Raw genomic sequence first — 22,494 nt, 5'->3', positions numbered from 1 at the left:
AGCTGCAATTGCGGATGAATTCGGGGTTGACGGTGCGATGGCTTCGCGGCTTATGCCGCTCCCACAACCTGCAACCGCCAACAACTCAGCGCAGCGCCTGCAGCACCTGCTCCACCATCGCCGGCACGCTGTCGGTGTCGGCCCGCAGATGCAGTTCCGGGGCCTCTGGCGCTTCATACGGCGAATCAATGCCGGTGAAGTTGGGGATCTGCCCGGCGCGGGCCTTGCGGTACAGGCCCTTCACATCGCGGGCTTCGGCCACGGCCAGCGGCACATCAACGAAGACCTCGATGAACTCGCCGGCCTCGAATCGCTCACGCGCCATCTGCCGCTCGGCGCGGAACGGCGAGATGAAGCTGACCAACACCACCAATCCGGCATCGGCCATCAAACGTGCCACTTCGGCGACGCGGCGGATGTTCTCCACGCGGTCCTCGTCGGTGAAACCCAGGTCCCGATTCAAGCCATGACGGACGTTGTCACCATCCAGCAGGAAGGTATGCACGCCCTGCGCATGCAGGCGCTTCTCCACCTGGTTGGCGACGGTGGACTTGCCTGCACCCGACAAGCCGGTGAACCACAGCACCTTGGGCTGCTGGCCCTTGATGCGTGCCCGCGCGGCCTTGTCCACGTCCAGATGCTGCCAATGCACGTTGCCGGCGCGACGCAAGGCGAAATCCAAGGTGCCGGCGGCGACGGTGGCATTGCTCTGCCGGTCGATCAGGATGAAGCCGCCCAAGGCCCGGTTCTGCGCATACGGCGCGAAGGCCACCGGCTCGTCCAGCGACAGGTTGCAGTAACCCACCTCATTCAGTTCAAGGCGTTTGGCCGCCAGACGTTCCTGCGTATTCACGTCAACGCGATGCTTGATCTCGCTGATGCTGGCCGCCACGGTGCGGCTGCCGATCTGCAGCCAGTACGGTCGACCCGGCAGCAAGGCCGCATCGTCCATCCACAGCACATGCGCGGCGAACTGGTCCGCCACTTCCGGCGGGTCACCGGCAGCGGCAATCACGTCGCCGCGACTGACATCGACCTCGTCGTCAAGGGTCAGCGTCACAGCCTGCCCGGTCGCGGCAACCGCCAGCGGGCCATCCGGGCCCAGCACCTGTTTGACCGTGGAGCGGCGTGCCGAGGGCAACACCACCACTTCGTCTCCCACCCGCACCTCGCCAGCGGCAATGGTGCCGGCGAAGCCACGGAAGTCCTGGTTTGGGCGGTTGACCCATTGCACCGGCAGGCGCAGCCCGCTGGCAGCGTCATGCGTGCCCAGCTCGACCGTATCCAGATGATCGAGCAGGCTCGGACCTGCATACCAAGGCATCGCCGACGAACGCGTGGACAGGTTCTGCCCTTCCAAGGCAGACAGCGGAATGGCCTGCACATTGGCGATGCCCAACTGCGTCGCAAGCGCCTGGTAGTCGGCGACGATGCGTTCGAACACGGACTGGTCGTAATCGACCAGATCCATCTTGTTTACCGCCAGCACCACCTGCCCGATGCCCAGCAGCGAGATGATGTAGCTATGCCTATGCGTCTGCGTAAGCAGGCCCTTGCGCGCATCCACCAGCACCACTGCCACATCGGCAGTGGAGGCGCCGGTGGCCATGTTGCGGGTGTACTGCTCGTGGCCAGGGCAATCGGCAACGATGTACTTGCGCCGATCGGTATCGAAGTAGCGGTAGGCCACATCGATGGTGATGCCCTGCTCGCGCTCGGCCGCCAGCCCGTCAAGCAGCAGCGCGTAATCGATGCGCTCGCCCTGGGTGCCATGGCGACGGCTGTCTGCTTCCAGCGCGGACAGCTGGTCATCGAACAAGCGCTTGCTTTCGTACAGCAGGCGGCCAATCAAGGTGCTCTTGCCATCGTCGACGCTGCCGCAGGTGATGAAGCGCAGCAGCGGCTTGGTCTCGTGGGTCTTGAGGTAGGCAGCAATGTCGGAAGAAGTAGTGGCGGCGCTCATCAGAAATACCCTTCCAACTTCTTCTTCTCCATCGATGCGGACTGGTCGTGGTCGATCAAGCGGCCTTGGCGCTCGGAACTGGTGGAGACCAGCATTTCGGCGATGATCTTTTCCAGGGTGTCGGCTTCGGACTCGATTGCGCCGGTCAGCGGATAGCAGCCCAACGTGCGGAACCGCACCTTGCGCAGCTGCGGCACTTCGCCCGGATGCAGCGGCAGGCGCTCGTCATCGACCATGATCAGGCTGCCATCGCGCTCGACGACAGGTCGTTCGGCTGCCAGGTACAGCGGCACCACCGGAATTTTTTCGCGGTAGATATAGAGCCAGATATCCAGTTCGGTCCAGTTGGATAGCGGAAACACGCGCACGCTCTCGCCCTGATGGATGCGCGCGTTGTACAGGTTCCACAGTTCCGGGCGTTGATTCTTCGGGTCCCAGCGGTGGCGGTCGTTGCGGAACGAGAACACCCGCTCCTTGGCCCGCGACTTCTCTTCGTCGCGCCGTGCGCCACCGATGGCGGCATCGAACTTCCACTTGTCCAAGGCCTGCTTCAGCCCCTGGGTCTTCATCACATCGGTATGCACGCTGGGACCGTGACTGACCGGGCCGATGTCACGGGCGATGCCATCCGGGTTGATATGCACGCGCAGCTCGGTGCCGGTCTCGGCCACCCGGCGGTCGCGGAAGGCGATCATCTCGCGGAACTTCCAGCGGGTGTCCACATGCAGCAGCGGTATCGGCGGAACGCCCGGCGCGAACGCCTTCATCAGCAGATGCAGCAAGACCGAGCTGTCCTTGCCCACCGAGTACAGCAGCACCGGGTTGTCGAAGGCGGCGGCGACTTCACGCAGGATATGGATGCTCTCCGCCTCCAGGCGGTCGAGGTGGGACAGGGGTGCAGTGACGGTCATTGCGTGCCGGAATAAGAAGGCGGGGCCCGAGGGCAAGAGTAGCAGCGAAGCCGGACGAGGCTCCGGACTGTTCGCCGAGTGTGGAGGGGCCATGGCGCCGATAGAAATAAACGCAGGGCATGAAGCGATAACCGCTGCTCCTTTCCCCTGCTGGCGCGGTGTACCTAGCATCGGTCATCCCTACCTAGACCGGAATGGAAATGACCGCCGCCGCCACCGTGCCACCCAGCCCCTTGCCCGAAGACCGCAGGGTCTTGTTGACGCAACTGGTGGACGGCTTGGATGGAAACAGCCTGTGGTGGCTGTCCGGGTTTGCCGCCGGGTTGGCGCAGGGTACCTCTCCCACTGCCCTTACCGTCATTCCCGGCGGCCAAGCCGCACAGCCAGCGCAGGCCCACCTGACCGTGGTCTATGGCAGCCAGACCGGCAACGCCCGCCGCGCCGCCGAGCAACTGGCCGCCGAGGCAGAAGCCGCTGGCCTGCCAGTGCGGGTGGTCCGCGCCGATGCCTACGCCACCCGCGAGCTGGCCAATGAGCGCCTGCTCTATATCGTCATCAGCACCCAGGGTGAAGGCGACCCGCCGGACGACGCCATCGGCCTGGTCGAGTTCATCGCAGGCAAGCGTGCGCCCAAGCTGCCGGAGCTGAAGTACGCCGTACTTGGGCTGGGCGACTCCAGCTACGTGGAGTTCTGCGGCATCGCCCGCAAGCTGGACAGCCGCCTGGCCGAACTGGGTGCCACCCGCCTGCAGCCGGTCGGCGAGGCGGACCTGGATATCGACGTAGTCGTCACGCCGTGGCAGGCGCAGGCGCTGGCCAATGCACGCGAGGTGATTGGCGAGGCCGTGGTTGCCGCGCCCAGCAATGTCACCCCCCTGCGCCATGCCGGCGCCTGGACCGCCCAACACCCTTTCAGCGCCGAACTGCTGTCGCGCCAGGTCATCAGCGGCCGTGACTTCAAGGGCCCGGCCTATGCCAGCTACGGCAACGCGGCCAAGTCCGTGCATCACCTGGAACTGTCGCTGGAAGGCAGTGGCCTGCACTACGAACCCGGCGACGCGCTGGGCATCGTGCACCGCAACCCGACCGAGCTGATCGAAGCGGTGCTGGATGTCACCGGCCTGGATGGCGCGCTGCAGGTCGAGCACGACGGCCACAGCCGGCCGCTGGCGCAATGGCTGGGCGAGCACCGCGAACTGACCCGCATCTCGCGCCCGCTGCTGGCCGCGGTGGCCGAGCGCAGCGCCCACCCGGAACTTGCCGGCCTGCTCGATCCGGCACAGAAGAGCGAGCTGGCCGCGGTGTTCGAAGACCATCAGCTGGTCGACGTGCTGCGCCGCTGGCCGGCCGAGTGGAATGCCGAAGCCCTGCTCGGCACCCTCCGCCCCGCCACGCACCGCCTGTATTCCATCGCCTCCAGCCGCAAGCGCGTTGGCGAAGAAGTTCACCTTACCGTCGACGAACTGCGTTATCACGCGCATGGCAGCGAGCACGTTGGGGCCGCCAGCGGCTTCCTGAGTGCACTGGAAGAAGGTGCGCAGCTGCCGGTCTACATCGAAGCCAACGAACGCTTCCGGGTACCGGCCGACAGCAGTCGCGACATCATCATGATCGGCCCCGGCACCGGCGTAGCCCCGTTCCGCGGCTTCGTGCAGGAACGCGCGGAGATCGGTGCAACCGGCCGCAACTGGCTGTTCTTCGGCGCACGCCACTTCAACACCGATTTCCTGTACCAGACCGAATGGCAGGATGCGCTGCGCCGCAAGGAGCTGGATCGCCTGGATCTTGCCTTCTCGCGCGACCAGGCCGACAAGATCTACGTGCAGCAGCGTCTGCGCACACGCGGTCGCGATCTCTACGACTGGCTGCAGAACGGCGCACACCTGTATGTGTGCGGCGCCATCACCATGGGCAAGGACGTGCATGCAGCACTGCTGGATGTACTGCGCGAACACGGCGGGCTGGATGAAGACGATGCCCGCGACTATCTGACTCGACTGCACACGGAGGGGCGCTATGGACGGGATGTGTATTGAGTGTTGTTGGCCTGATGCTGCTGCCTGATGCAGCAGTGGCTTCGCGGCTGACGCCGCTCCTACAAACTCCGATTCCAGATAGCGAAAAGAATGAGCACCCACTCCGTTGAGAACATCAAGGCCGACAGCAACCGCTTGCGCGGCTCCTTGCTGGAAAGCCTGGCCGACCCGGTCACCGGCGCTTTGCGCGAAGACGACCAGACCCTGATCAAGTACCACGGCAGCTACCAGCAGGACGACCGCGACGTGCGCGATGAGCGCCGCCGGCAGAAACTTGAGCCGGCCTATCAGTTCATGATCCGCACCCGCACCCCCGGCGGCGTGATCAGCCCGGAGCAGTGGCTGAAGCTGGACAGCATCGCCACCCGCTACGGCAACCATTCCCTGCGCATCACCACCCGCCAGGCGTTCCAGTTCCATGGCGTGATCAAGCGCGAGTTGAAAGCGACCATGCAGGCGATCAACGCGGCATTGATCGACACCTTGGCCGCCTGCGGTGACGTCAACCGCAATGTACTTGTTGCCGCCAACCCGCTGCTGTCCAGCGCACACGCCACCTTGTATGCCGACGCAGCGCGCACCTCCGAGCACCTGCTGCCGAACACCCGCGCCTACTACGAAATCTGGCTGGACGAAGAGCGTGTGGCCGGCAGCGGCGCCGAGGAAGAGCCGATCTATGGCGAGCGCTACCTGCCGCGCAAGTTCAAGATCGGATTCGCACTGCCGCCGCTCAACGACGTCGACGTCTATGCCAACGACCTGGGCTTCATCGGCGTACTCGATGATGCCGGCGAGCTGCTCGGCTATGACGTGACCATCGGCGGCGGCATGGGTGCCACCCACGGCGATGCCGAAACCTATCCGCGCATTGCCAACAGCGTTGGCTTCATTCCGCGCGACGCACTGCTGGATGTCGCCACCGCAACCGTCACCACCCAGCGCGATCTTGGCAACCGCGAGCTGCGCAAGCGTGCGCGCTTCAAGTACACCATCGACGACCACGGCCTGGACACGGTGGTTGCCGAGATAGAACGCCGTGCCGGCATCCGCTTCGCGCCCTCGCGTGCTGCTCCGTTCGACCACAGCGGCGACCGCTACGGCTGGGTCGAAGGCGACGATGGCCGCTGGCACCTGACCCTGTCGCTGCAGGCCGGACGCATCGCCGATGTGGCCGGTGCACCGCACCTGACCGCCCTGCGCGAAATCGCCCGCTTTGTTGAAGGCGAGTTCCGCATGACCGGCAACCAGAATCTGGTCATCGCCGGCGTACCGGCGCAGCAGCGCGCACAGATCGATGCCATCGTGCAAAGCGCCGGGCTGGACATCGGCAATCGCGCCCCGACCGCGCTGGCTCGCGCCGCCATGGCCTGCGTCGCCCTGCCCACCTGCGGCCTGGCCATGGCCGAAGCCGAGCGCTACCTGCCCGAGTTCAGCGCCAAGCTGCAGCCGTTGCTGGAGCAACACCAGCTCGCCGAGGCACCGATCCTACTGCGTATCTCCGGCTGCCCGAACGGCTGCTCACGCCCTTACCTCGGCGAGATCGCCCTGGTTGGCAAGGCACCGGGCCGCTACAACCTGATGCTCGGCGCCGACCACCGCGGCCAGCGTTTGAACACGTTGTACCGCGAGAACATCACCGAGCCGGAAATCATCGATGCGCTGGCGCCGTTATTCGCCCGCTATTCCGGCGAGCGCGATGGCAGCGAAGGCTTCGGTGATTTCCTGCACCGCGCCGGCATCGTCAATCTCCCCACCTACCCCACCCACCGCCAGATATCCGTGGAACTGCAAGCATGAGCGCCCTGCCCAAAACCTCCAACATTCCGTCGGTTGCCCTGCCTGACGACCTGGGCCCGCTCAATACCCTGCTCGATTCGATGGATGCGCAGCAGCGCGTGGAATGGGCACTGCAGAACGCGCCCGGGGCGCATGTGCTGTCGTCGAGTTTCGGCGCACAGTCGGCGGTGACCCTGCACCTGCTCAGCAGCCAGCATCCGGACATCCCGGTCATCCTGATCGACACCGGCTATCTGTTCCCTGAAACCTACCGCTTTGCCGACGAACTCACCGATCGGCTCAAGCTCAACCTCAAGGTCTACCGCCCACAGGTCAGTCGCGCATGGATGGAGGCGCGCCATGGCCGCTTGTGGGAACAGGGCGTGGTCGGCATCGAGCAGTACAACAACCTGCGCAAGGTCGAACCGATGAAGCGGGCGCTGGACGATCTGCAGGTCGGCACCTGGTTCACCGGCCTGCGCCGCAGCCAATCCGCCAGCCGCGCCAACACGCCGGTGCTGCAGCGTCGTGGCGAGCGCTACAAGGTCAATCCGATTGCCGACTGGAACGACCGCGATGTATGGAAGTACCTGCAGGAACACCAGCTGCCCTACCACCCGCTATGGGAGCAGGGTTATGTCTCGATCGGCGACTTCCACACCACCCGCCGCTGGGAGCCGGGCATGCGCGAAGAAGACACCCGCTTCTTCGGCCTGAAGCGCGAATGCGGCCTGCACGAAGAGATCTGAGTCAACGTTGCGCGACTCACAGGTTTGTGGGAGCGGCGTAAGCCGCGAAGCCACTGCTGCATCCGGGCATGCGTGCAATTCGATCTGGACAATCAGCTTCGCGGCTCACGCCGCTCCCGCAACAGCACTACAACAATCTCGACGCCCACCTCACTGAGGCGGGCGTCCTTGTCTCAGTACCGGTAATCCAGCTTCAACCAGAACGACCGCCCAGGCTCATTGATCCGCACCGGATCTGCCGGAAAGCCGAAATCCGCACTACCGGCCAGATTCAGATGCTCGGCATAGGCGCGATCGAACAGGTTGTCGACACCCACGCTGGCGCGCAGGCTGTCATTGATCCGATAAGCACCGTTGAGTGACAAGGTCGCAAAGCCTGCACTCGGCCCCAGATCCCGCGCCACCACATTGCCCTCATCCTGCGCTACCCGGTTCTGCCGGCTGACCGCACGCAACAAAGCCCCCAGCGACCAGCGCGCCTGCTCATACGATGCAGAGAAACGCCCTTCCAATGGCGGTATCTGCGGCAAATGCCGGTTCTCGCTGCGGTTCTCACCCCAGGCATAGGCCAGCGTGCTGCCCAGCTTCCATGCCTGCGTCGGCCGCCATTCCAAACCGGCCTCGGCACCGGCAATGCGTGCATCCACATTGCTGGCCTGGGTACTGCTGCCCATCATGCCGCCGCTGCGGTACTGGAACAGGATGTAGTCCTGCAGGCGTCCGGCATAGGCCGACACCCAGGCGTCGAGCTTTTCGCTACGGAACTGCAACCCAAGATCCAACTGCGTGGTCTGCTCCGGCTTCACGCCCGAGAACGCATTGACACTGCCAGTCGGCCCGGCATTGGCCGAGAACAACTCCCAGTAATCAGGCATGCGCTCGCTGTGTCCGATACCTGCGTACCAGGTCCAGGCTTGGCCATGATCCCGCTCATAGCGCACGAAGCCGCTGCCGAGATCCTCCTGACGCTGTTGCCCCGCAGTTGGATTTGGCATGCTCATCATGCCGGTCGTCGCCCGTCGATCCTTGACCGTCGCCTTGTCCAGACGCAAGCCGCTGATCCAGCGCTGTGGCGTGCCTTCGCCCAAGGTCAGCTCGGTGAACACGCCCTGGCTGCTGAAGTCGGCATCACGTTTCCAGGCCGCCTGCTGCCAGGTATTGCGTCCCATGCCATTGCGGCTGCGATGGCGGCTGTCCTGCGCATCGACACCAGCGACGACGGCCACTTCCTGCCAGCGCCACTCACTGCTGACGCGGCCGCCAGTCGTACGCCGCTCCACGTTCGAGGCCATCGGCATCGGCATGCTGCTGGCCGGGTTGGGCGTGCGCAGCGTGTAGTTGTCCATCAAATGGTCTGCATTGTTGTAATACAGATTGGCCTGCAGCTTGTCCCAGGCACCCGGCAGATTGTCGCGTTCGAAACGCAGGCCATAGCTGTCGCGTTTGAACGCTGCACCGTCCATGCCACGCCCCGCGTAACGCGCAATCGCGTCGCCAGTGCCGGCGCTGATCTCCAGCACAGTATCGGCGTCCGGAGTCCAACCGATGGCTGCATCGGCGTTCCACTTGCGCCAACGCGAAGGCACCACATCGCCATTGCCATCGCGATAGTCGTCGGACTCGGAGCGGTTGCCGTTGACCCGCACATAGCCCGGTGTGCTGCCGAAGCTGGCATCGAGCATCTGGTCATTGCGGTTATTGGAACCGGCCAATGCGCTGGCTTTCAGCTCCATGCCCGGGCTGTCGAAGCGCGGCGTCTCGCGCTCGAAGCGCACCGTGCCGGCGGAGGCGCCTGCGCCCCAACGTACGCTTTGCGGGCCCTTGATGACGGTCAGGCGGTCATAGGTTTCCGGCGCGATGTATGACAAAGGATTGTCCATTCGCGACGGACAGGCACCGATCAGATTGCCGTCATTGCTGAGGATGTTCAGACGCGAACCGGACATGCCGCGCAGTACCGGGTCGCCATTGGTGCCGCCGTTACGGATCGCCGAAAAACCCGGCACGGTCTTCAGATAGTCGGCGCCGTCACTGGCCGGCACCGGTTGCCGCGGCAGGCGCGGATCGGTGACCCATTGCAGCGGCGAGGAGGGCGCGGCGGCGGTAACCACCAGCGTGTCCAGGGTTTGGGTCAGATCACGCTCGGCAGCGCGGGCGAGCGATGGAAACAGCGCCATGCAGACGCAGACAGACAGGCATGCCGGGGCACCCGGCATACGGGAAAGGGATTTCATTTGTTTCTCCAATACGACACAGCCACGCACTACCCAAGGGCAGCGCGCGGCAAACAGGAAAGGTGGCGTTATCTGGAGAGTGCGGGCGGCCCGCGCGGCGGGTGTGCAGGCCAGCGCAGGCTGGCGAGCCGAAGCGTTTTGCGGGGAGATTGTGGCGCAAGCCGATACAGCGGTGGTGCCAGTATCAGGATCACCGCCAGCCAGGGCAGCAGGCGCGAGGCCATGGTGCAGTAGTCACAGGCTTCGCCATGGGCGGCATGCGGATCGGCCGGCGTCGAAGCAGATTTCACCTCTGTCGCTGCAAGCGCCGGGGCTGCATGCGACATGTGCTGCATGTCGTGATGGCCTGCATGCGGATCGACAGGCATCTGCATCGCGGCCTCATGCGCGGCATGATCCACGGCACTCATAGGCAGCTGCTGCGATTGCAGCCAGCGGCTGACGACCGGCGCCACTGCCATCAACAAGGCCGCGGCAAAGGCCAGCAGGAGCACAAAGGATTGGAAGCGAGCCGAACGCATGACCCGCCCATTTTATCGGCATGGAAGCAACGGGCTCGCCGCACAGGGTGCGACCGTTTGCCGCATGACCGCCGCACTGTAGTGCCGAGCCATGCTCGGCAGAGGCCCTCCCTGCAACGGATCAGCACAACAGCTGCTGTGGGAGCGGCATATGCCGCGAAGCTGACATCAATGGAATCGCAGGCATTGCTGCATTCGGAAGCATCGTCAGCTTCGCGGCTCACACCGCTCCCACAAACCCAACCATGATCTGTCGGCAAATCCCCAGCGGAGCATTGCTCCGCTCTACCAATGCTGCTGCACGGTGCCACATCAACATCCCGATTATTGTGGGAGCGGCGTAAGCCGCGAAGCTGGTATTGCGTCAGATTGCAGCTATAGCCCTGATCCCGTTGCCGTCAGCTTCGCGGCTTACGCCGCTCCTACAAGATCCTGCGCGGTCTACGAGGAAAGCCTCTGCCGAGCATGGCTCGGCACTACGCATGACCTGTTGCGCTTAGACCGTAATCGTCTGCGTCAACGATTCCCAGGTCGGCGGCACCGGCCAATCAGCCTGCTGGTTGCCGTCCAATACCCGGCGCAGATCACGCTTGTCGATCTGCGGTGCCAGCACGTGCACCAATTCCAGGGCGTAGTCGCGCAGCACGCGGTCGCGCGGCAATACCGCCCAGGCGATGCACTCGGGGATTGATGCCGGCGCCGGCCAGGCGCGCAGGTCGGTGTCGTTGGCGCTTACCGCCATTTCCGCAAGCAGGCCAACGCCCAGTCCGGTGCGCACATAGGTCTTGATCAGGTCCGCATCCAGCGCGGTCAAGGTCAGGTCCGGCTCCAGATCGAGGGCGGCAAACGCGCGCCGCAACGAGGAACTGGTGCGGGTGGAGGATTCATAGCTGATCAACGGATGGCTGGCCAATGCGGCCATGTCCGGGGTTACCCCGGCACGATCCAGCGGGTGGCCCTTGGGCACCAGCACCAACCTGCGCCAGCGATACAGCGGCACGGCAATACCGGTGCTCGGTTCGCCACCTGCAGTACTGATGATGGCGATATCGGCATCGCCCTGGCTCAGCAGATCCAGTGCATCGCTTTCAGCGGCCTGCTGCAGGTGCACGCTCACTTGCGGATAAGCCAGCTTGATGCGCGCAACCGCGGGCGGCAGCACGAAGCGTGCCTGCGTGTGGGTAGTGGTCAGGATCAGCTGGCCGTGGCTTTCGCGGCGCTGGTTGGCTGCGTAGGTGCGGATGTTGTTGGCTTCGGCCAACACGCTGCGCGCGCGGTTGATCACTTCCTCGCCGGCCGGCGTCACCGACTCCAGGCTTCTTCCCTTGCGCACGAACAACAGGAACCCCAACTCGTCTTCAAGTTGTTTGAGTTGCTTGGATAACCCCGGCTGGGTGGCATGCACCCGCGTCGCGGCGAGCGTGATGTTCAGCTCGGCATCGGCAATGGCAACGAGGTAACGCAGTTGGGTAAGTGTCATCGCAGTGTTGGTAAGAGATCTTCAGTAAGGAACTGTGAAGAATGTAGGCCAAAATGCTCCCGATACTTATAACCTAAAGTTATCTGACGTGGGGCGCTTTTCATTTCCGGCCCCGCAGGGCCGGCGCTACGGTCACGGACCTTACTCCGACTACCGCCGCCACCGCCTTGGACAGCCCCTTGTTCCCCCTGTTTGCCGACCTCAAAGGTCGGGCGGTGTTGGTCGTCGGCGGGGGCGCGGTGGCCGAGCGCAAAACCGAGGCACTGCTGCGCGCTGGTGCCCTGCCGCGGGTGGGCGCACCGGCCTTGAGTCCAGCACTACAGCAGTTGAGCGATGGTGGCCGCGTTCAATGGCTGAACGGCCAGTTTGATCCGGCATGGCTGGATCAATCGGTCTGGCTGGTGATTGCCGCAACCGACGACAACGCCATCAATCGCGCCGTCGCCGAGGCCGCCGAAGCGCGGCGGCTGTTCGTCAATGTGGTGGACGACGCTGCGCTGTCCGGTTTCCACGTGCCTGCGGTGGTCGAGCGCGGGCCGCTGCAGATAGCGATTTCCAGCGGCGGTGGTGCGCCGATGGTGGCGCGGCATGTGCGCCGTCAGATCGAGGAACTGTTTGACCAGGCCTGGGGCCAACTGGCGCAGCTGGTCAGCCGCAAGCGCGGGTTGATACGCGAGCGCTTCCCCGAACTGGCCGCACGCCGCCGCTTCTTCGATCGCTTGATCGAGGGACCGTTGCTCGGCCTGCTGCGCTCCCGCCAGTCGATCGCGGCCGAAACCCAGCTATTGCTGGACCTCGCAGCCGAAGCACCGGTTCATCCCGGCTCGGTGGTACTGGTTGGCGCCGGCTCCGGCGATCCCGGCCTGCTCACCCTCAACGCGCTGCGCGCACTCAACCAGGCCGATGTAATCCTGCACGATCGCCTGGTCAGCGCCGAGGTGCTGCAGCTTGCGCGCCGCGATGCCGACTTCATCGAAGTGGGCAAATCCGCGCAGGGCCGCAGCACCGCGCAGGAACACATCCACGCGCTGATGCTGGAGCATGCCCGTGCCGGCAAGCGGGTGGTGCGACTCAAGGGCGGCGATGCCTTCGTGTTCGGTCGCGGCGGCGAGGAGCTGCAGTTCCTGCGCAGCCACGGCATCGCCTTTGAAGTGGTGCCCGGTATCACCGCCGCGCTGGCCTGCGCCGCCTATGCCGGTATTCCACTGACCCACCGTGACCACGCCCAGCAGCTGCGGCTGGTGACCGCACACTGCAAGGACTCGCTGGATACGCTGGATTGGACGGCACTGGCGGAGCCGCGACAGACGCTGGTGTTCTATATGGGTGTGGCCGCATTGGCGCAGATCCGTAGCCATCTGCTAGCCGCGGGAATGCCGGCCAGTACCCCATTCGCCCTGGTCGAAAACGGCTCGCGTGCCGAGCAGCGGGTGGTCAGCGGGCAACTGCGCCAGCTGCCGGATGCCGCCGCCCAGCACCAGGTGAAGTCCCCTGCCCTGCTGGTGCTCGGCGAGGTGGCAGCGCTGGCCGATGAACTGCATTGGTTCGGCGCTGCGCCGCTGCACGCAACGCCTACTGTTTCCTCACTTTCCGCAAAGACGGCACCGCCCACACTGGCCGACGCCGCCTGACCACCTCCCCGGAGACTTCAATGGCCCTGTACAACAGCATTCTGGACACCATCGGCAATACCCCGGTGGTCAAGCTCAACCGCCTGGCCCCGGCCGGCGTCGACATCTACGTCAAAGTCGAGTCGTTCAACCCGGCCGGTTCGGTCAAGGACCGTCTGGCCCTGGCCATCATCCTCGACGCCGAGAAGAAGGGCCTGCTCAAGCCCGGTGACACCATCGTCGAAGCCACCTCCGGCAATACCGGCGTGGCCCTGGCAATGGTCGCCGCCGCGCGCGGCTACAAGTTCGTCGCCACGATGGTGGAAACCTTCTCCATCGAGCGCCGCAAGCTGATGCGCGCCTACGGTGCCAAGGTCATCCTGACCCCGGCCGCCGAGCGCGGCAGCGGCATGGTGCGCAAGGCCAAGGAGCTGGCCCAGCAGCACGGCTGGTTCCTGGCCAGCCAGTTCGCCAACCCGGCCAATCCGGCCTATCACCGGCAGACCACCGCCGCCGAGATCCTGCGCGACTTCGCCGGCAAGCGCCTGGACTACTTCGTCAGCGGCTGGGGCACCGGCGGCACCCTGACCGGCGTCGGCGAAGTGCTGAAGCTGGCCCGTCCGGAAACCCGCATCATCGCCACCGAACCGGCCGGCGCCGCCCTGCTGGCCGGCAAGGATTTCACCCCGCACAAGATCCAGGGCTGGACCCCGGACTTCATCCCGGAAGTGCTCAACCGCAACGTCTACGACCAGTTGCTGTCGATCCAGGACGAGCGCGCGATTGAAACCTCGCGCCGTCTGGCCGCCGAGGAAGGCATCTTCGTCGGCATCTCCTCCGGTGCCACGGTTGCCAGCGCGCTGGATGTGGCCGCCGCTGCCGAGGCCGGCTCGGTGATCCTGGCAATGCTGCCCGATACCGGCGAGCGCTACTTCTCCACCCCGCTGTTCGCCGATGTGAACGACGGCTCCGACGACGACTGGCTGGCCGGCCTTCCGTAACCCCGGTTACTTAACCCGTCAGCAACGCGAAGGCCGCCTATGCGGCCTTCGTGCTTTTCTGTGCCCGTGAATCGCGCCGGATGAGACCGCATGGGCGCAGACTGCAGTTGTGTCCGGCGCGGCGGTGGCCGTCACATTTTTCTCATACACCGCAACGGAAGATCAGCGCCATGAACATTGAAGTCTGGCAGGGTGACATAACCGAACTGGCGGTCGACGTCATCGTCAACGCAGCCAATGAAACCCTGCTGGGCGGCGGCGGCGTGGACGGTGCGATCCATCGGGCCGCAGGCCCCGGCCTGCTACGCGAATGCGAGCAGCTGCCCGAGCTGCGTGCCGGCGTGCGCTGCCCCACCGGCGAAGTGCGCGCCACCGGCGGCCACAATCTGCCAGCCCGGCATGTGTTCCATACCGTTGGGCCGGTGTGGCGCGATGGTCGCCATGATGAAGCGGCGCTATTGGCCAATTGCTACTGGCAGTCACTACGGCTGGCCGAGCAGATGGGCTTGGAGTCGATCGCGTTTCCGGCGATCAGTTGTGGCGTATACGGCTACCCGCTGCATTCGGCGGCGGTGATTGCTGCGACCGAGACCATGACCTGGCAGAAGAGCCATGCGCGGCCCTCGCGGATTGTACTGGTGGCTTACAACGCTGCGGCGTTCAAGATCTATCAGCAGGCCCTGGCAAGCGCGGGGCCGGCGCAGGAGCAGGCAGGGTCTGTGCTGGCGTCGTTTGCTGGCGGGTTTGCGCCTGCGCATTGAGGGTTTTGGCTGTTCAACGGCCAAGCAAAAGCAAAAACTCCCCCTCCCCAGCCCTCCCCTTGCCTGCGGCAAAGGGAGGGGGCCGTTTGTGCAGGTCGGGCAGATGGCAGGTAGCCGCTTTTGCCCCCTCCCTTTCGTGCAGCAAAGGGGAGGGTTGGGGAGGGGTAGCTCTTGGCAGCAAGCCATCACCCCACTTCACCACTCACCCCGTAAACCCAAGCATCAAAGAACCCCTGCAACGAGCGCCCGGCAGCACGCTCCATCGCCTTCTGGAAATCCGCCGTCACCACCGACTTCCCGTCATTGGCCTGCGTGTATTCCCGCAGTCCGCGCCAGAACACCTCCTCACCCAGCTCCAAGCGCAAGCGGTGCAGCACATAGGCGCCCTTCCGGTAGACCACCGCACGGTCATCGGAGGTGGGCTTGTCCCAGTTCGGATATACCAACGCTCTATCAGCGCCCTTCGCGCGCAACGCCAGCAGCCGCTGCTCCCAGCCCTGCACCATCGCCTGATACGCCGCTTCACCCTGCGACTGCTGCAACCATGCAGCGGTCATGAAGTTGGCGAACCCTTCGTTGAGCCAGAAGTGCTCCCAACCTGCACAGGTAACGCGGTTGCCCCACCACTGATGTGCAGCCTCGTGTGCGATCAAGCTGGTCTGGGTGGCGTCGGCAAGCACCTCCTGCCCGTAGGCCTCCGACATCAGCGACAGCCCAGCCATTTCCTGACCGATGGTGCGCTTGACCAAGGCTTGCCGATAGTCGCCCTGATAGGCCAGACCTGCGCGCTCGGCAAAGAAGTCCAACATGGCGCCGGTGTCGGCAAACAGTTGCCGCAGCTCACCCTCTGAACGATCCAGCGCGTAGTAATGCAAGGTGTTGCCGGCATGCGTTTGCTGCACATGCAGGTAAGGCGCAGCGGCAAAGCCGTAGACGTAGCCAGGCATCGGCGTGCGCAGCTGCCAGCGGTGCTCGATGCGGCCATCCGGCAATTGCCGCGACGGCAAGGCCTCGCCTACCGCAGCAGTAGTCAGATCCTTGGGCAGGCGCAATGCCAGCAGCAAGGTGGCACGCTCGTCCGGCGCGTTGATCGACGGCATCCATTGATCGGTGGAGAAAATGGTGTAGACCTCGTTTCGCTCGGCAGCGAACTCCAGGCCGAAGCGCGGCTTGCCGTGGTAATGCAGGCGCACGCTGGCTTGCTCACCAGCATTCAATATCTCCGCGAGGCTGACGGTCAGCTTTCCATCTGCCAGTTGGAAGTCCACCGGCTTGCCATTGTGCGTGGCCGAGTCGACGACCAGTTCACCACTGTCCAGAACCAGCTGCTGCAGCGGAGCGGTTGCGTTGAACCGCACCAGGGTGTCGCCCTGCAGCTGACCAGCGGCGATATCCAGATCGAGGGTGGTCGCGTAGTGCTGGATATCAAAGCTGCGTGTTTCCGCAGCGAAGGCGGACACAGCGATGGTCGATGCAAACAGCCCAAGCGTGATTCTGCGATGCATCGGATCATCCTTGATGGAAAATCCGATTGTAGAGCTGTGCTGCGGGAATGGTGGAAATGATGATTTTGTGGGAGCGGCGTAAGCCGCGAAGCTAGCAAGGCTGCAGCCGTACAAGGTGTTTGCAATTGCCGCCATGCTGGCGGTTTGATCCGAACCGGCTTCGCGGCTTACGCCGCTCCCACAAAAACAACAGCCAGCTGCAGAAAAGCAAAACGCCGGCTTATTAGCCGGCGTTCTGCTCAACTCATATGAGATGGCCTATCAGCCTTCCCACTTGCCCTGTGCAGCCAGGCCGTTTTCCTTGGCACGCTCGAACACGGTCTTCTGTGCGGCAGCGTAGTTGCCCTTCATGTCCTTGGCCCACAGCTTCAGTGCAGCCTGCTGCATGGCGCGGCCGTAGGAGAAGCTCAGCGGCCACGGCAAGGTGCCGACCTGGTTCATGGCATTGAGGTGCGCGGTGGACTGCTCGTCGCTCTGGCCACCGGACAGGAACACCACGCCCGGCAGGATCGCCGGCACGGTCGACTTCAGGCACATCACGGTGGACTCGGCCACTTCCTCGACATCCACCTGCTCGTCACAGGTCTTGCCCGGGATGACCATCGAGGCCTTCAGGATGGTGCCTTCCAGCACCACGTTCTGCTGGTACAGGGCGTCGAACAGCGAACGCAGGGTGGCTTCGGTGACCTCGTAGCAGGTCTCGATGTCGTGGTCGCCGTCCATGATCACTTCCGGCTCGACCATCGGCACCAGGCCGCATTCCTGGCACAGCGCGGCATAACGGGCCAGCGCATGCGCATTGGACTCGATGCAGGTGCCCGACGGCATGCTTTCGCCGATGTTGATCACCGCACGCCACTTGGCGAAACGCGCGCCCAGCTTGTAGTACTCCTGCAGGCGCTCACGCAGGCCATCCAGGCCTTCGGTCACCAGCTCACCGGGGCAGCCGGCCAGCGGGTGCGCCCCCTTGTCGACCTTGATGCCCGGGATCATGCCGTTGTCGGCCATGTACTTGGCGAACGGCACGCCGTCCTTGGTCGACTGGCGGATGGTTTCGTCGTACAGGATCGCGCCGGAGATGTGCTCGTTGAGCTTCGGCGTGGTCAGCAGCAGCTCGCGGTAGGCACGACGGTTTTCTTCCGTGTTCTCGATGCCGACGCTTGCGAAGCGCTTGGCAATCGTGCCGGTGGATTCGTCAATGGCGATGATGCCCTTGCCCGGGGCGACCATTGCCTGGGCGGTTTCAGCCAGCAGTTCGATGCTCATGAGGTTCCTGTAACAGGGTGCGGGAAAACCCGGATTATAGCCCGGCCCGCTCACCGGCTGGCTGCCCGCGAGGTCTGGAATCGGTTTCAGCCTGTCATGTCAGGACAAAACCTGTCCGCTCCGATCAGCTGATGACCGGAGCGGTGGCTTGTTGCTGGCGCCGCTTACAGGTCGCCCAGACCGCTGGCGCGGCCATCGTTACCCACTTCCAGCAGACGCAAGGTGTTGGTGGCGCCATGGGTTTCCATGTGCTCGCCACTGGTGAACACCACGCGATCCCCCGCTTCCAGCAGGTTGGACTCGACCAGCAGACGGATGCTGCCGCGCGCGGCTTCACGCGGGGTGAAACCACGGCTGTCGAAATTGATCGGGAACACATCGCGCATCAGCGCCATCTGCCGGCGCGCGCCGTCATGGCGGGTAACCGCGTAGATCGGCGACTTGGCGCGGAAGCGCGACAGATAACGCGCGGTACCACCGGATTCGGTCATCGCCACGATGGCGCGCACGCCCACGTGCTGGGCCAGGAACATGGTGGCCATGGCGATGGCCTGGTCAGCACGCTCCAGATTTCGCGGCGAGGCGTTGAAGTCGGTCTCGGTCTGGAACTGGCGCTCGGCACCCAGGCAGATACGGGCCATCGCCTCGACCGCCTTGACCGGATAGGCACCGGCCGCGGTTTCGGCCGACAGCATCACCGCATCGGTACCGTCGATGACCGAGTTGGCCACGTCCAGCACTTCGGCGCGGGTCGGGATCGGGCTTTCGACCATGGACTGCAGCATCTGCGTGGCGGTGATCACCACCTTGTTCTGCGCCAGCGAGGCCTTGATGATCTTCTTCTGCAGGCCTGGCAGTTCGGCGTCGCCGATTTCCACGCCCAGGTCACCACGCGCCACCATCACCACATCGCTGGCGTCGACGATCTCTTCCAGGTTCTCGATGGCTTCGGTGCGCTCGATCTTGGACACCAGCGCGGCGTAGCAACCATGCGACTCGGCGATTTCACGCGCATCGTTCATGTCCTGCGCATTGCGGCAGAACGAGACGGCGATGAAGTCCACGCCGATCTTGGCAACGATGCCGATCAGCTCCTTGTCGCGCTCGGTCAGTGCGCCCAGCGACAGACCGCCGCCCTGCTTGTTCAAGCCCTTGCGGTCGGACAGCACGCCGTCATTGAGCACGGTGTTGATGATGCGATCACCCTGCACTTCAACCACCTGCAGCTGCATCAGGCCGTCGTCGAGCAGCAGCACGTCGCCCGGCGCCACGTCCTGCGGCAGGCCGAGGTAGCTCACGCCTACCTGATTGGTGTCACCGGCCGGTGCCGAGGTGCTGGCGATCAGGTCGAAACGGTCGCCGGCCTTGAGCTTGATCTTGCCTTCGGCAAAACGCTCGATGCGGATCTTCGGGCCCGGCAGGTCGGCGAGGATGCCAACTTCCACGCCCACACGCTGGGCGGCGGCACGCACGTCGGCTGCACGCTTGGCCTGACCGGACGGATCGCCGTGGGAGAAGTTCAAACGCACAACGTTGACGCCGGCGCGGAACAGATCGTCCAGCACCCCTGGCGCGTCAGTTGCCGGCCCGAGGGTGGCGAGGATCTTGGTGCGGCGCTGACGTTCAATCATTGTGCGTGGTCTCCCTAATAGACCGCCGAAAGTAGCACATCCATTGCATGACAACGATGTCGCATACGATTTCATACGACACTTTCTGCTGTGTCCCAAAGACAGGCCAGACAGTCTGTTTGGACATACCGTACGGTATGACAACGCGGGACCTATAGCTGCTTTGCATAGGTCGATAAGCGCAGGCGATAGCTCAGCACGCGAATGTTGCTGTTGCGTGTTGGCTTCGGGAAAAGTTTTGCTGCTCCGCAGCAATAAAAGTTGGCAGTGGAGACATGCCGAGGACATCGGGCGACAAGTGGTGCGAGCACAGCACGAGCGCTGGCAGCTTTCCCCGAAACTCCTTCAGATCGTCATTCCCGCGCAGGCGGGAATGACGAATTGAAATCTTGCTGAGATCTGCCTGCATCACGGCTCCGGTTACCGGAGCCTCTACACATCAAACCCATCAATCAACCGCGCAGCACCGTCGCCAACTCATCCGGCGTAGCCACCACCGCCCCAGCCCCGGCAGCCTGCAACTCTTCGCGACCACCAAAGCCCCACAGCACACCCACATTGCGCATGCCATGGTGACGCGCGCCTTCGATGTCCATGCGGCGGTCGCCGATCATCCAGCACCGCGATGCCTGCAATGACAAACGCTGCAAGGCCTCGGCGATCAACTCCGGCTTGTGGCTGCGCGAACCATCTTCGGTCGCACCGATGATGTCCTCGAAGCAGTCACCAAACGGCAGGTGCTCGACGATACGCCGCGCATGCGGCTCGTTCTTGGCGGTGACCACGGCCAGCCGATGGCCGGCCGCATGCAGGCCCTGCACGACATCACCGATACCGGCATAGATGTCGTGCTCCTTCCAGCCGTGCGCATCGAAACGCTCGCGGTACAACTCCACCGCCCGCTCCACGCGCAGGGCGTCGCCAAACAAGGGCTTGAAGCTGGTACGCAGCGCCGGGCCGATCCACTTGCGCAGCTCGGCATCGCCCGGCACTGGATGCTCCATCTGTTCCAGTGCAAAAGCCACGCAGCGGGTGATGCCGACGGCCGAATCGATCAGCGTGCCGTCGAGATCAAAGAAGAAGACATCGCGGCTCACGAGCCGCGAGCCTCCAGCGCTGCCACCGCCGGCAAGGTCTTGCCTTCCAGGAACTCCAGGAACGCGCCGCCGCCGGTGGAGATATAGCTCACCTGCTTGGCAATGCCGTACTTGTCGACCGCGGCCAGGGTGTCGCCACCGCCAGCAATCGAGAACGCATTGGAACTGGCGATGGCCTTGGCCAACGCTTCAGTCCCCTTGCCGAACGCGTCGAACTCGAACACGCCAACCGGGCCGTTCCAGACCACGGTGCCGGCCTTGGCAATCAGTTCGGCGTACTGCGCGGCAGTCTGCGGGCCGATATCAAGAATCATGTCGTCGGCGCTGACCGCATCCACCGCCTTGACCGTGGCCGGGGCATCAGCGGCGAAGGCCGGTGCCACCACCACGTCGGTCGGCAGCGGGATCTCGGCACCGCGTGCCTTGGCGTCGGCATCGATCTTGCGCGCGGTATCCAGCAGATCGTTCTCGACCAGCGACTTGCCGACACCGTGGCCTTCGGCAGCGATGAAGGTGTTGGCGATGCCGCCACCGACGATCAGCTGGTCGACCTTGCTGACCAGGCTGGACAGCAGTTCCAGCTTGGTCGAGACCTTGGAGCCGGCAACGATCGCCAGCAGCGGGCGCGCCGGGTTGGCCAGCGCCTTGTCCAGCGCGTCCAGCTCGGCCATCAGCAGCGGGCCGCCGGCAGCGACGGGAGCGAAGCGGATCACGCCATGGGTCGAGGCCTGCGCGCGGTGCGCGGTGCCGAAGGCATCCATCACGAACACATCGCACAGTGCGGCGTACTTCTGCGACAAGGCCTCGTCGTCCTTGCCTTCGCCCACATTCATGCGGCAGTTTTCCAGCAGCACGATCTGGCCCGGGGCCACGTCGACGCCGTCCACCCAGTCCTTGACCAGCGGAACATCCACGCCCAGCAGCTCGGACAGACGCTTGGCCACCGGCGCCAGCGAATCGGCCTCGCTCCACACGCCTTCCTTGGGACGGCCCAGGTGCGAGGTCACCAGCACGGCAGCGCCTTTCTCCAGCGCCAGCTTCAGGGTCGGCAGCGAGGCGGTGATGCGCTGTTCGGAGGTGATCTTGCCGCTCTCGTCGATCGGCACGTTCAGATCCTGGCGGATCAGCACGCGCTTGCCGGAAAGGTCGAGGTCGGTCATGCGAACGATGGACATGGCAGGATCAGCTCCGCAAAGTAGGGGAAACTGCAATTCTCGCCCGCCCTGCGTGATGGGGCAAACCTTGAGTGAAATGGATGTCACCCCGTCTGTCCCAACCCGAACTGTCCAGCCCTCGCCTGCGCCTGCGTGAAGTCCGTGGTGACGACGCTGCGGCGTTGTTTGCCATCCACAGCGATGCGCGGGTGATGCGCTATTGGAGCTACCCGGCCTGGACCGAGCTTGAACAGGCCGAACAGAAGATCGCTGACATCCAGCGCCAACGCCGCGAACTGGACATGCTGGTCTGGGCAATTGCCGACGCGGATAGCGACCTGTTGATAGGCAGCAGCGCCATCTTCTACATGGATCTGATACAGGCACGTGCCGAGATCGGTTACAGCCTGCATCCCGACTGGCAGGGCCGCGGCCTGGCCAGCGAAGCCCTGCAGCTGGTACTTGGCCATGTGTTCAACGAATTGGGGCTGCGCCGCATCGAGGCCGACATCGATCCACGCAACCTGCCCTCCTGCCGCCTGGTGGAGAGGTTCGGTTTCGTCCGTGAAGGCCTGCTCCGCGAACGCTGGCAGGTAAACGGCGAGATCTGCGACAGCGCCATCTACGGTTTGCTACGCCAGGATTTCCACCTGTAGCGCCGAGCCATGTTCGGCTGGGGCCATACCAGCAACCCACGCCACTCACTTGTGGGAGCGGCGTGAGCCGCGAAGCTGATGCAAAGAAAACTGGAAAGATAGCTGCAATTGCTGTCAGTCCAGGCAGCTTCTGTACTACCGGC

General features: G+C 64.2%; 18 protein-coding genes. 7 read left to right on the top strand and 11 right to left on the bottom strand.

All coding sequences use genetic code 11. The features are described from left to right. Positions 1 to 85 precede the first annotated feature (85 nt). Entirely contained in the window at positions 86 to 1,963 is a 1,878-nt protein-coding gene (gene cysN / locus ACVOLV_RS15620) for a sulfate adenylyltransferase subunit CysN (RefSeq protein WP_481555188.1), read from the bottom strand. Further along, positions 1,963 to 2,874 (bottom strand): sulfate adenylyltransferase subunit CysD, encoded by a 912-nt coding sequence (gene cysD / locus ACVOLV_RS15615; protein WP_481555187.1) that lies wholly within the window; start codon positions 2,872 to 2,874, stop codon positions 1,963 to 1,965. The genes cysN and cysD overlap by 1 nt, the downstream gene beginning before the upstream one ends. A 200-nt stretch (positions 2,875 to 3,074) precedes the next feature. Here cysD and ACVOLV_RS15610 point away from each other — a divergent pair, with 200 nt between their 5' ends. The 3 genes from ACVOLV_RS15610 (at position 3,075) to ACVOLV_RS15600 (ending at position 7,435) form a co-directional block, all read left to right on the top strand. Further along, on the top strand, positions 3,075 to 4,910 hold the full coding sequence (locus ACVOLV_RS15610) for an assimilatory sulfite reductase (NADPH) flavoprotein subunit (protein ID WP_481555186.1): 1,836 nt from the start codon (positions 3,075 to 3,077) through the stop codon (positions 4,908 to 4,910). A gap of 90 nt (positions 4,911 to 5,000) precedes the next feature. After that, on the top strand, positions 5,001 to 6,707 hold the full coding sequence (gene cysI, locus ACVOLV_RS15605; protein ID WP_481555185.1) for an assimilatory sulfite reductase (NADPH) hemoprotein subunit: 1,707 nt from the start codon (positions 5,001 to 5,003) through the stop codon (positions 6,705 to 6,707). After that, entirely contained in the window at positions 6,704 to 7,435 is a 732-nt protein-coding gene (locus tag ACVOLV_RS15600; protein ID WP_481555184.1) for a phosphoadenylyl-sulfate reductase, read from the top strand. Before cysI ends, ACVOLV_RS15600 begins: the two co-directional genes overlap by 4 nt. Before the next feature lie 173 nt (positions 7,436 to 7,608). Here the strand turns inward: ACVOLV_RS15600 and ACVOLV_RS15595 are convergent, their stop codons facing one another. The 3 genes from ACVOLV_RS15595 to ACVOLV_RS15585 all read right to left on the bottom strand — a co-directional run bounded on the left by ACVOLV_RS15595 (position 7,609) and on the right by ACVOLV_RS15585 (position 11,670). After that, complete coding sequence (locus tag ACVOLV_RS15595) at positions 7,609 to 9,669, bottom strand: TonB-dependent copper receptor (RefSeq protein ID WP_481555183.1); 2,061 nt, start codon at positions 9,667 to 9,669, stop codon at positions 7,609 to 7,611. A gap of 68 nt (positions 9,670 to 9,737) precedes the next feature. Continuing rightward, entirely contained in the window at positions 9,738 to 10,190 is a 453-nt protein-coding gene (locus ACVOLV_RS15590; protein ID WP_481555182.1) for a DUF2946 domain-containing protein, read from the bottom strand. 496 nt (positions 10,191 to 10,686) lie between these two features. Next, positions 10,687 to 11,670, bottom strand: coding sequence for a LysR family transcriptional regulator (locus ACVOLV_RS15585; RefSeq protein ID WP_481509618.1), 984 nt, complete (start codon positions 11,668 to 11,670; stop codon positions 10,687 to 10,689). Positions 11,671 to 11,849: 179 nt separating this feature from the next. On the opposite strand from ACVOLV_RS15585, the gene cysG reads away from it, so the two are divergent. The 3 genes from cysG (at position 11,850) to ACVOLV_RS15570 (ending at position 15,042) form a co-directional block, all read left to right on the top strand. Next, on the top strand, positions 11,850 to 13,301 hold the full coding sequence (gene cysG / locus ACVOLV_RS15580) for a siroheme synthase CysG (protein WP_481555181.1): 1,452 nt from the start codon (positions 11,850 to 11,852) through the stop codon (positions 13,299 to 13,301). Positions 13,302 to 13,321: 20 nt separating this feature from the next. Then, positions 13,322 to 14,281, top strand: coding sequence for a cysteine synthase A (cysK, locus tag ACVOLV_RS15575; protein WP_481555180.1), 960 nt, complete (start codon positions 13,322 to 13,324; stop codon positions 14,279 to 14,281). 170 nt (positions 14,282 to 14,451) lie between these two features. Next, the gene (locus tag ACVOLV_RS15570) at positions 14,452 to 15,042 is read left to right on the top strand and encodes an O-acetyl-ADP-ribose deacetylase (RefSeq protein ID WP_481555179.1); all 591 of its coding nucleotides are present in this window, start codon (positions 14,452 to 14,454) and stop codon (positions 15,040 to 15,042) included. Between the two features lie 185 nt (positions 15,043 to 15,227). Here ACVOLV_RS15570 and ACVOLV_RS15565 read toward each other — a convergent pair whose 3' ends face one another. The 6 genes from ACVOLV_RS15565 to ACVOLV_RS15540 form a co-directional block, all read right to left on the bottom strand. After that, complete coding sequence (locus ACVOLV_RS15565) at positions 15,228 to 16,547, bottom strand: M1 family metallopeptidase (RefSeq protein ID WP_481555178.1); 1,320 nt, start codon at positions 16,545 to 16,547, stop codon at positions 15,228 to 15,230. Positions 16,548 to 16,808: 261 nt separating this feature from the next. Next, the gene (locus ACVOLV_RS15560; RefSeq protein ID WP_282271310.1) at positions 16,809 to 17,813 is read right to left on the bottom strand and encodes a class I fructose-bisphosphate aldolase; all 1,005 of its coding nucleotides are present in this window, start codon (positions 17,811 to 17,813) and stop codon (positions 16,809 to 16,811) included. Positions 17,814 to 17,977: 164 nt separating this feature from the next. Next, complete coding sequence (gene pyk / locus ACVOLV_RS15555; RefSeq protein WP_481532132.1) at positions 17,978 to 19,444, bottom strand: pyruvate kinase; 1,467 nt, start codon at positions 19,442 to 19,444, stop codon at positions 17,978 to 17,980. 193 nt (positions 19,445 to 19,637) lie between these two features. Continuing rightward, positions 19,638 to 19,853: a hypothetical protein gene (locus tag ACVOLV_RS15550; protein ID WP_481555177.1), complete on the bottom strand. Its 216-nt coding sequence runs from the start codon at positions 19,851 to 19,853 to the stop codon at positions 19,638 to 19,640. Positions 19,854 to 19,896: 43 nt separating this feature from the next. Continuing rightward, entirely contained in the window at positions 19,897 to 20,541 is a 645-nt protein-coding gene (locus ACVOLV_RS15545; RefSeq protein ID WP_481555176.1) for an HAD-IA family hydrolase, read from the bottom strand. Beyond that, positions 20,538 to 21,716 carry a phosphoglycerate kinase gene (locus ACVOLV_RS15540; RefSeq protein ID WP_481555175.1) on the bottom strand — a complete coding sequence of 393 codons (1,179 nt, stop codon included), beginning with the start codon at positions 21,714 to 21,716 and terminating at the stop codon, positions 20,538 to 20,540. Before ACVOLV_RS15540 ends, ACVOLV_RS15545 begins: the two co-directional genes overlap by 4 nt. 80 nt (positions 21,717 to 21,796) lie before the next feature. Here ACVOLV_RS15540 and ACVOLV_RS15535 point away from each other — a divergent pair, with 80 nt between their 5' ends. Beyond that, positions 21,797 to 22,351, top strand: a complete 555-nt coding sequence (locus ACVOLV_RS15535; protein ID WP_481555174.1) for a GNAT family N-acetyltransferase — start codon at positions 21,797 to 21,799, stop codon at positions 22,349 to 22,351. Positions 22,352 to 22,494: the final 143 nt, after the last annotated feature.

Source organism: Stenotrophomonas sp. STEN023 (assembly GCF_056760135.1).
This window is presented reverse-complemented; position numbering and strand designations above follow the sequence as displayed.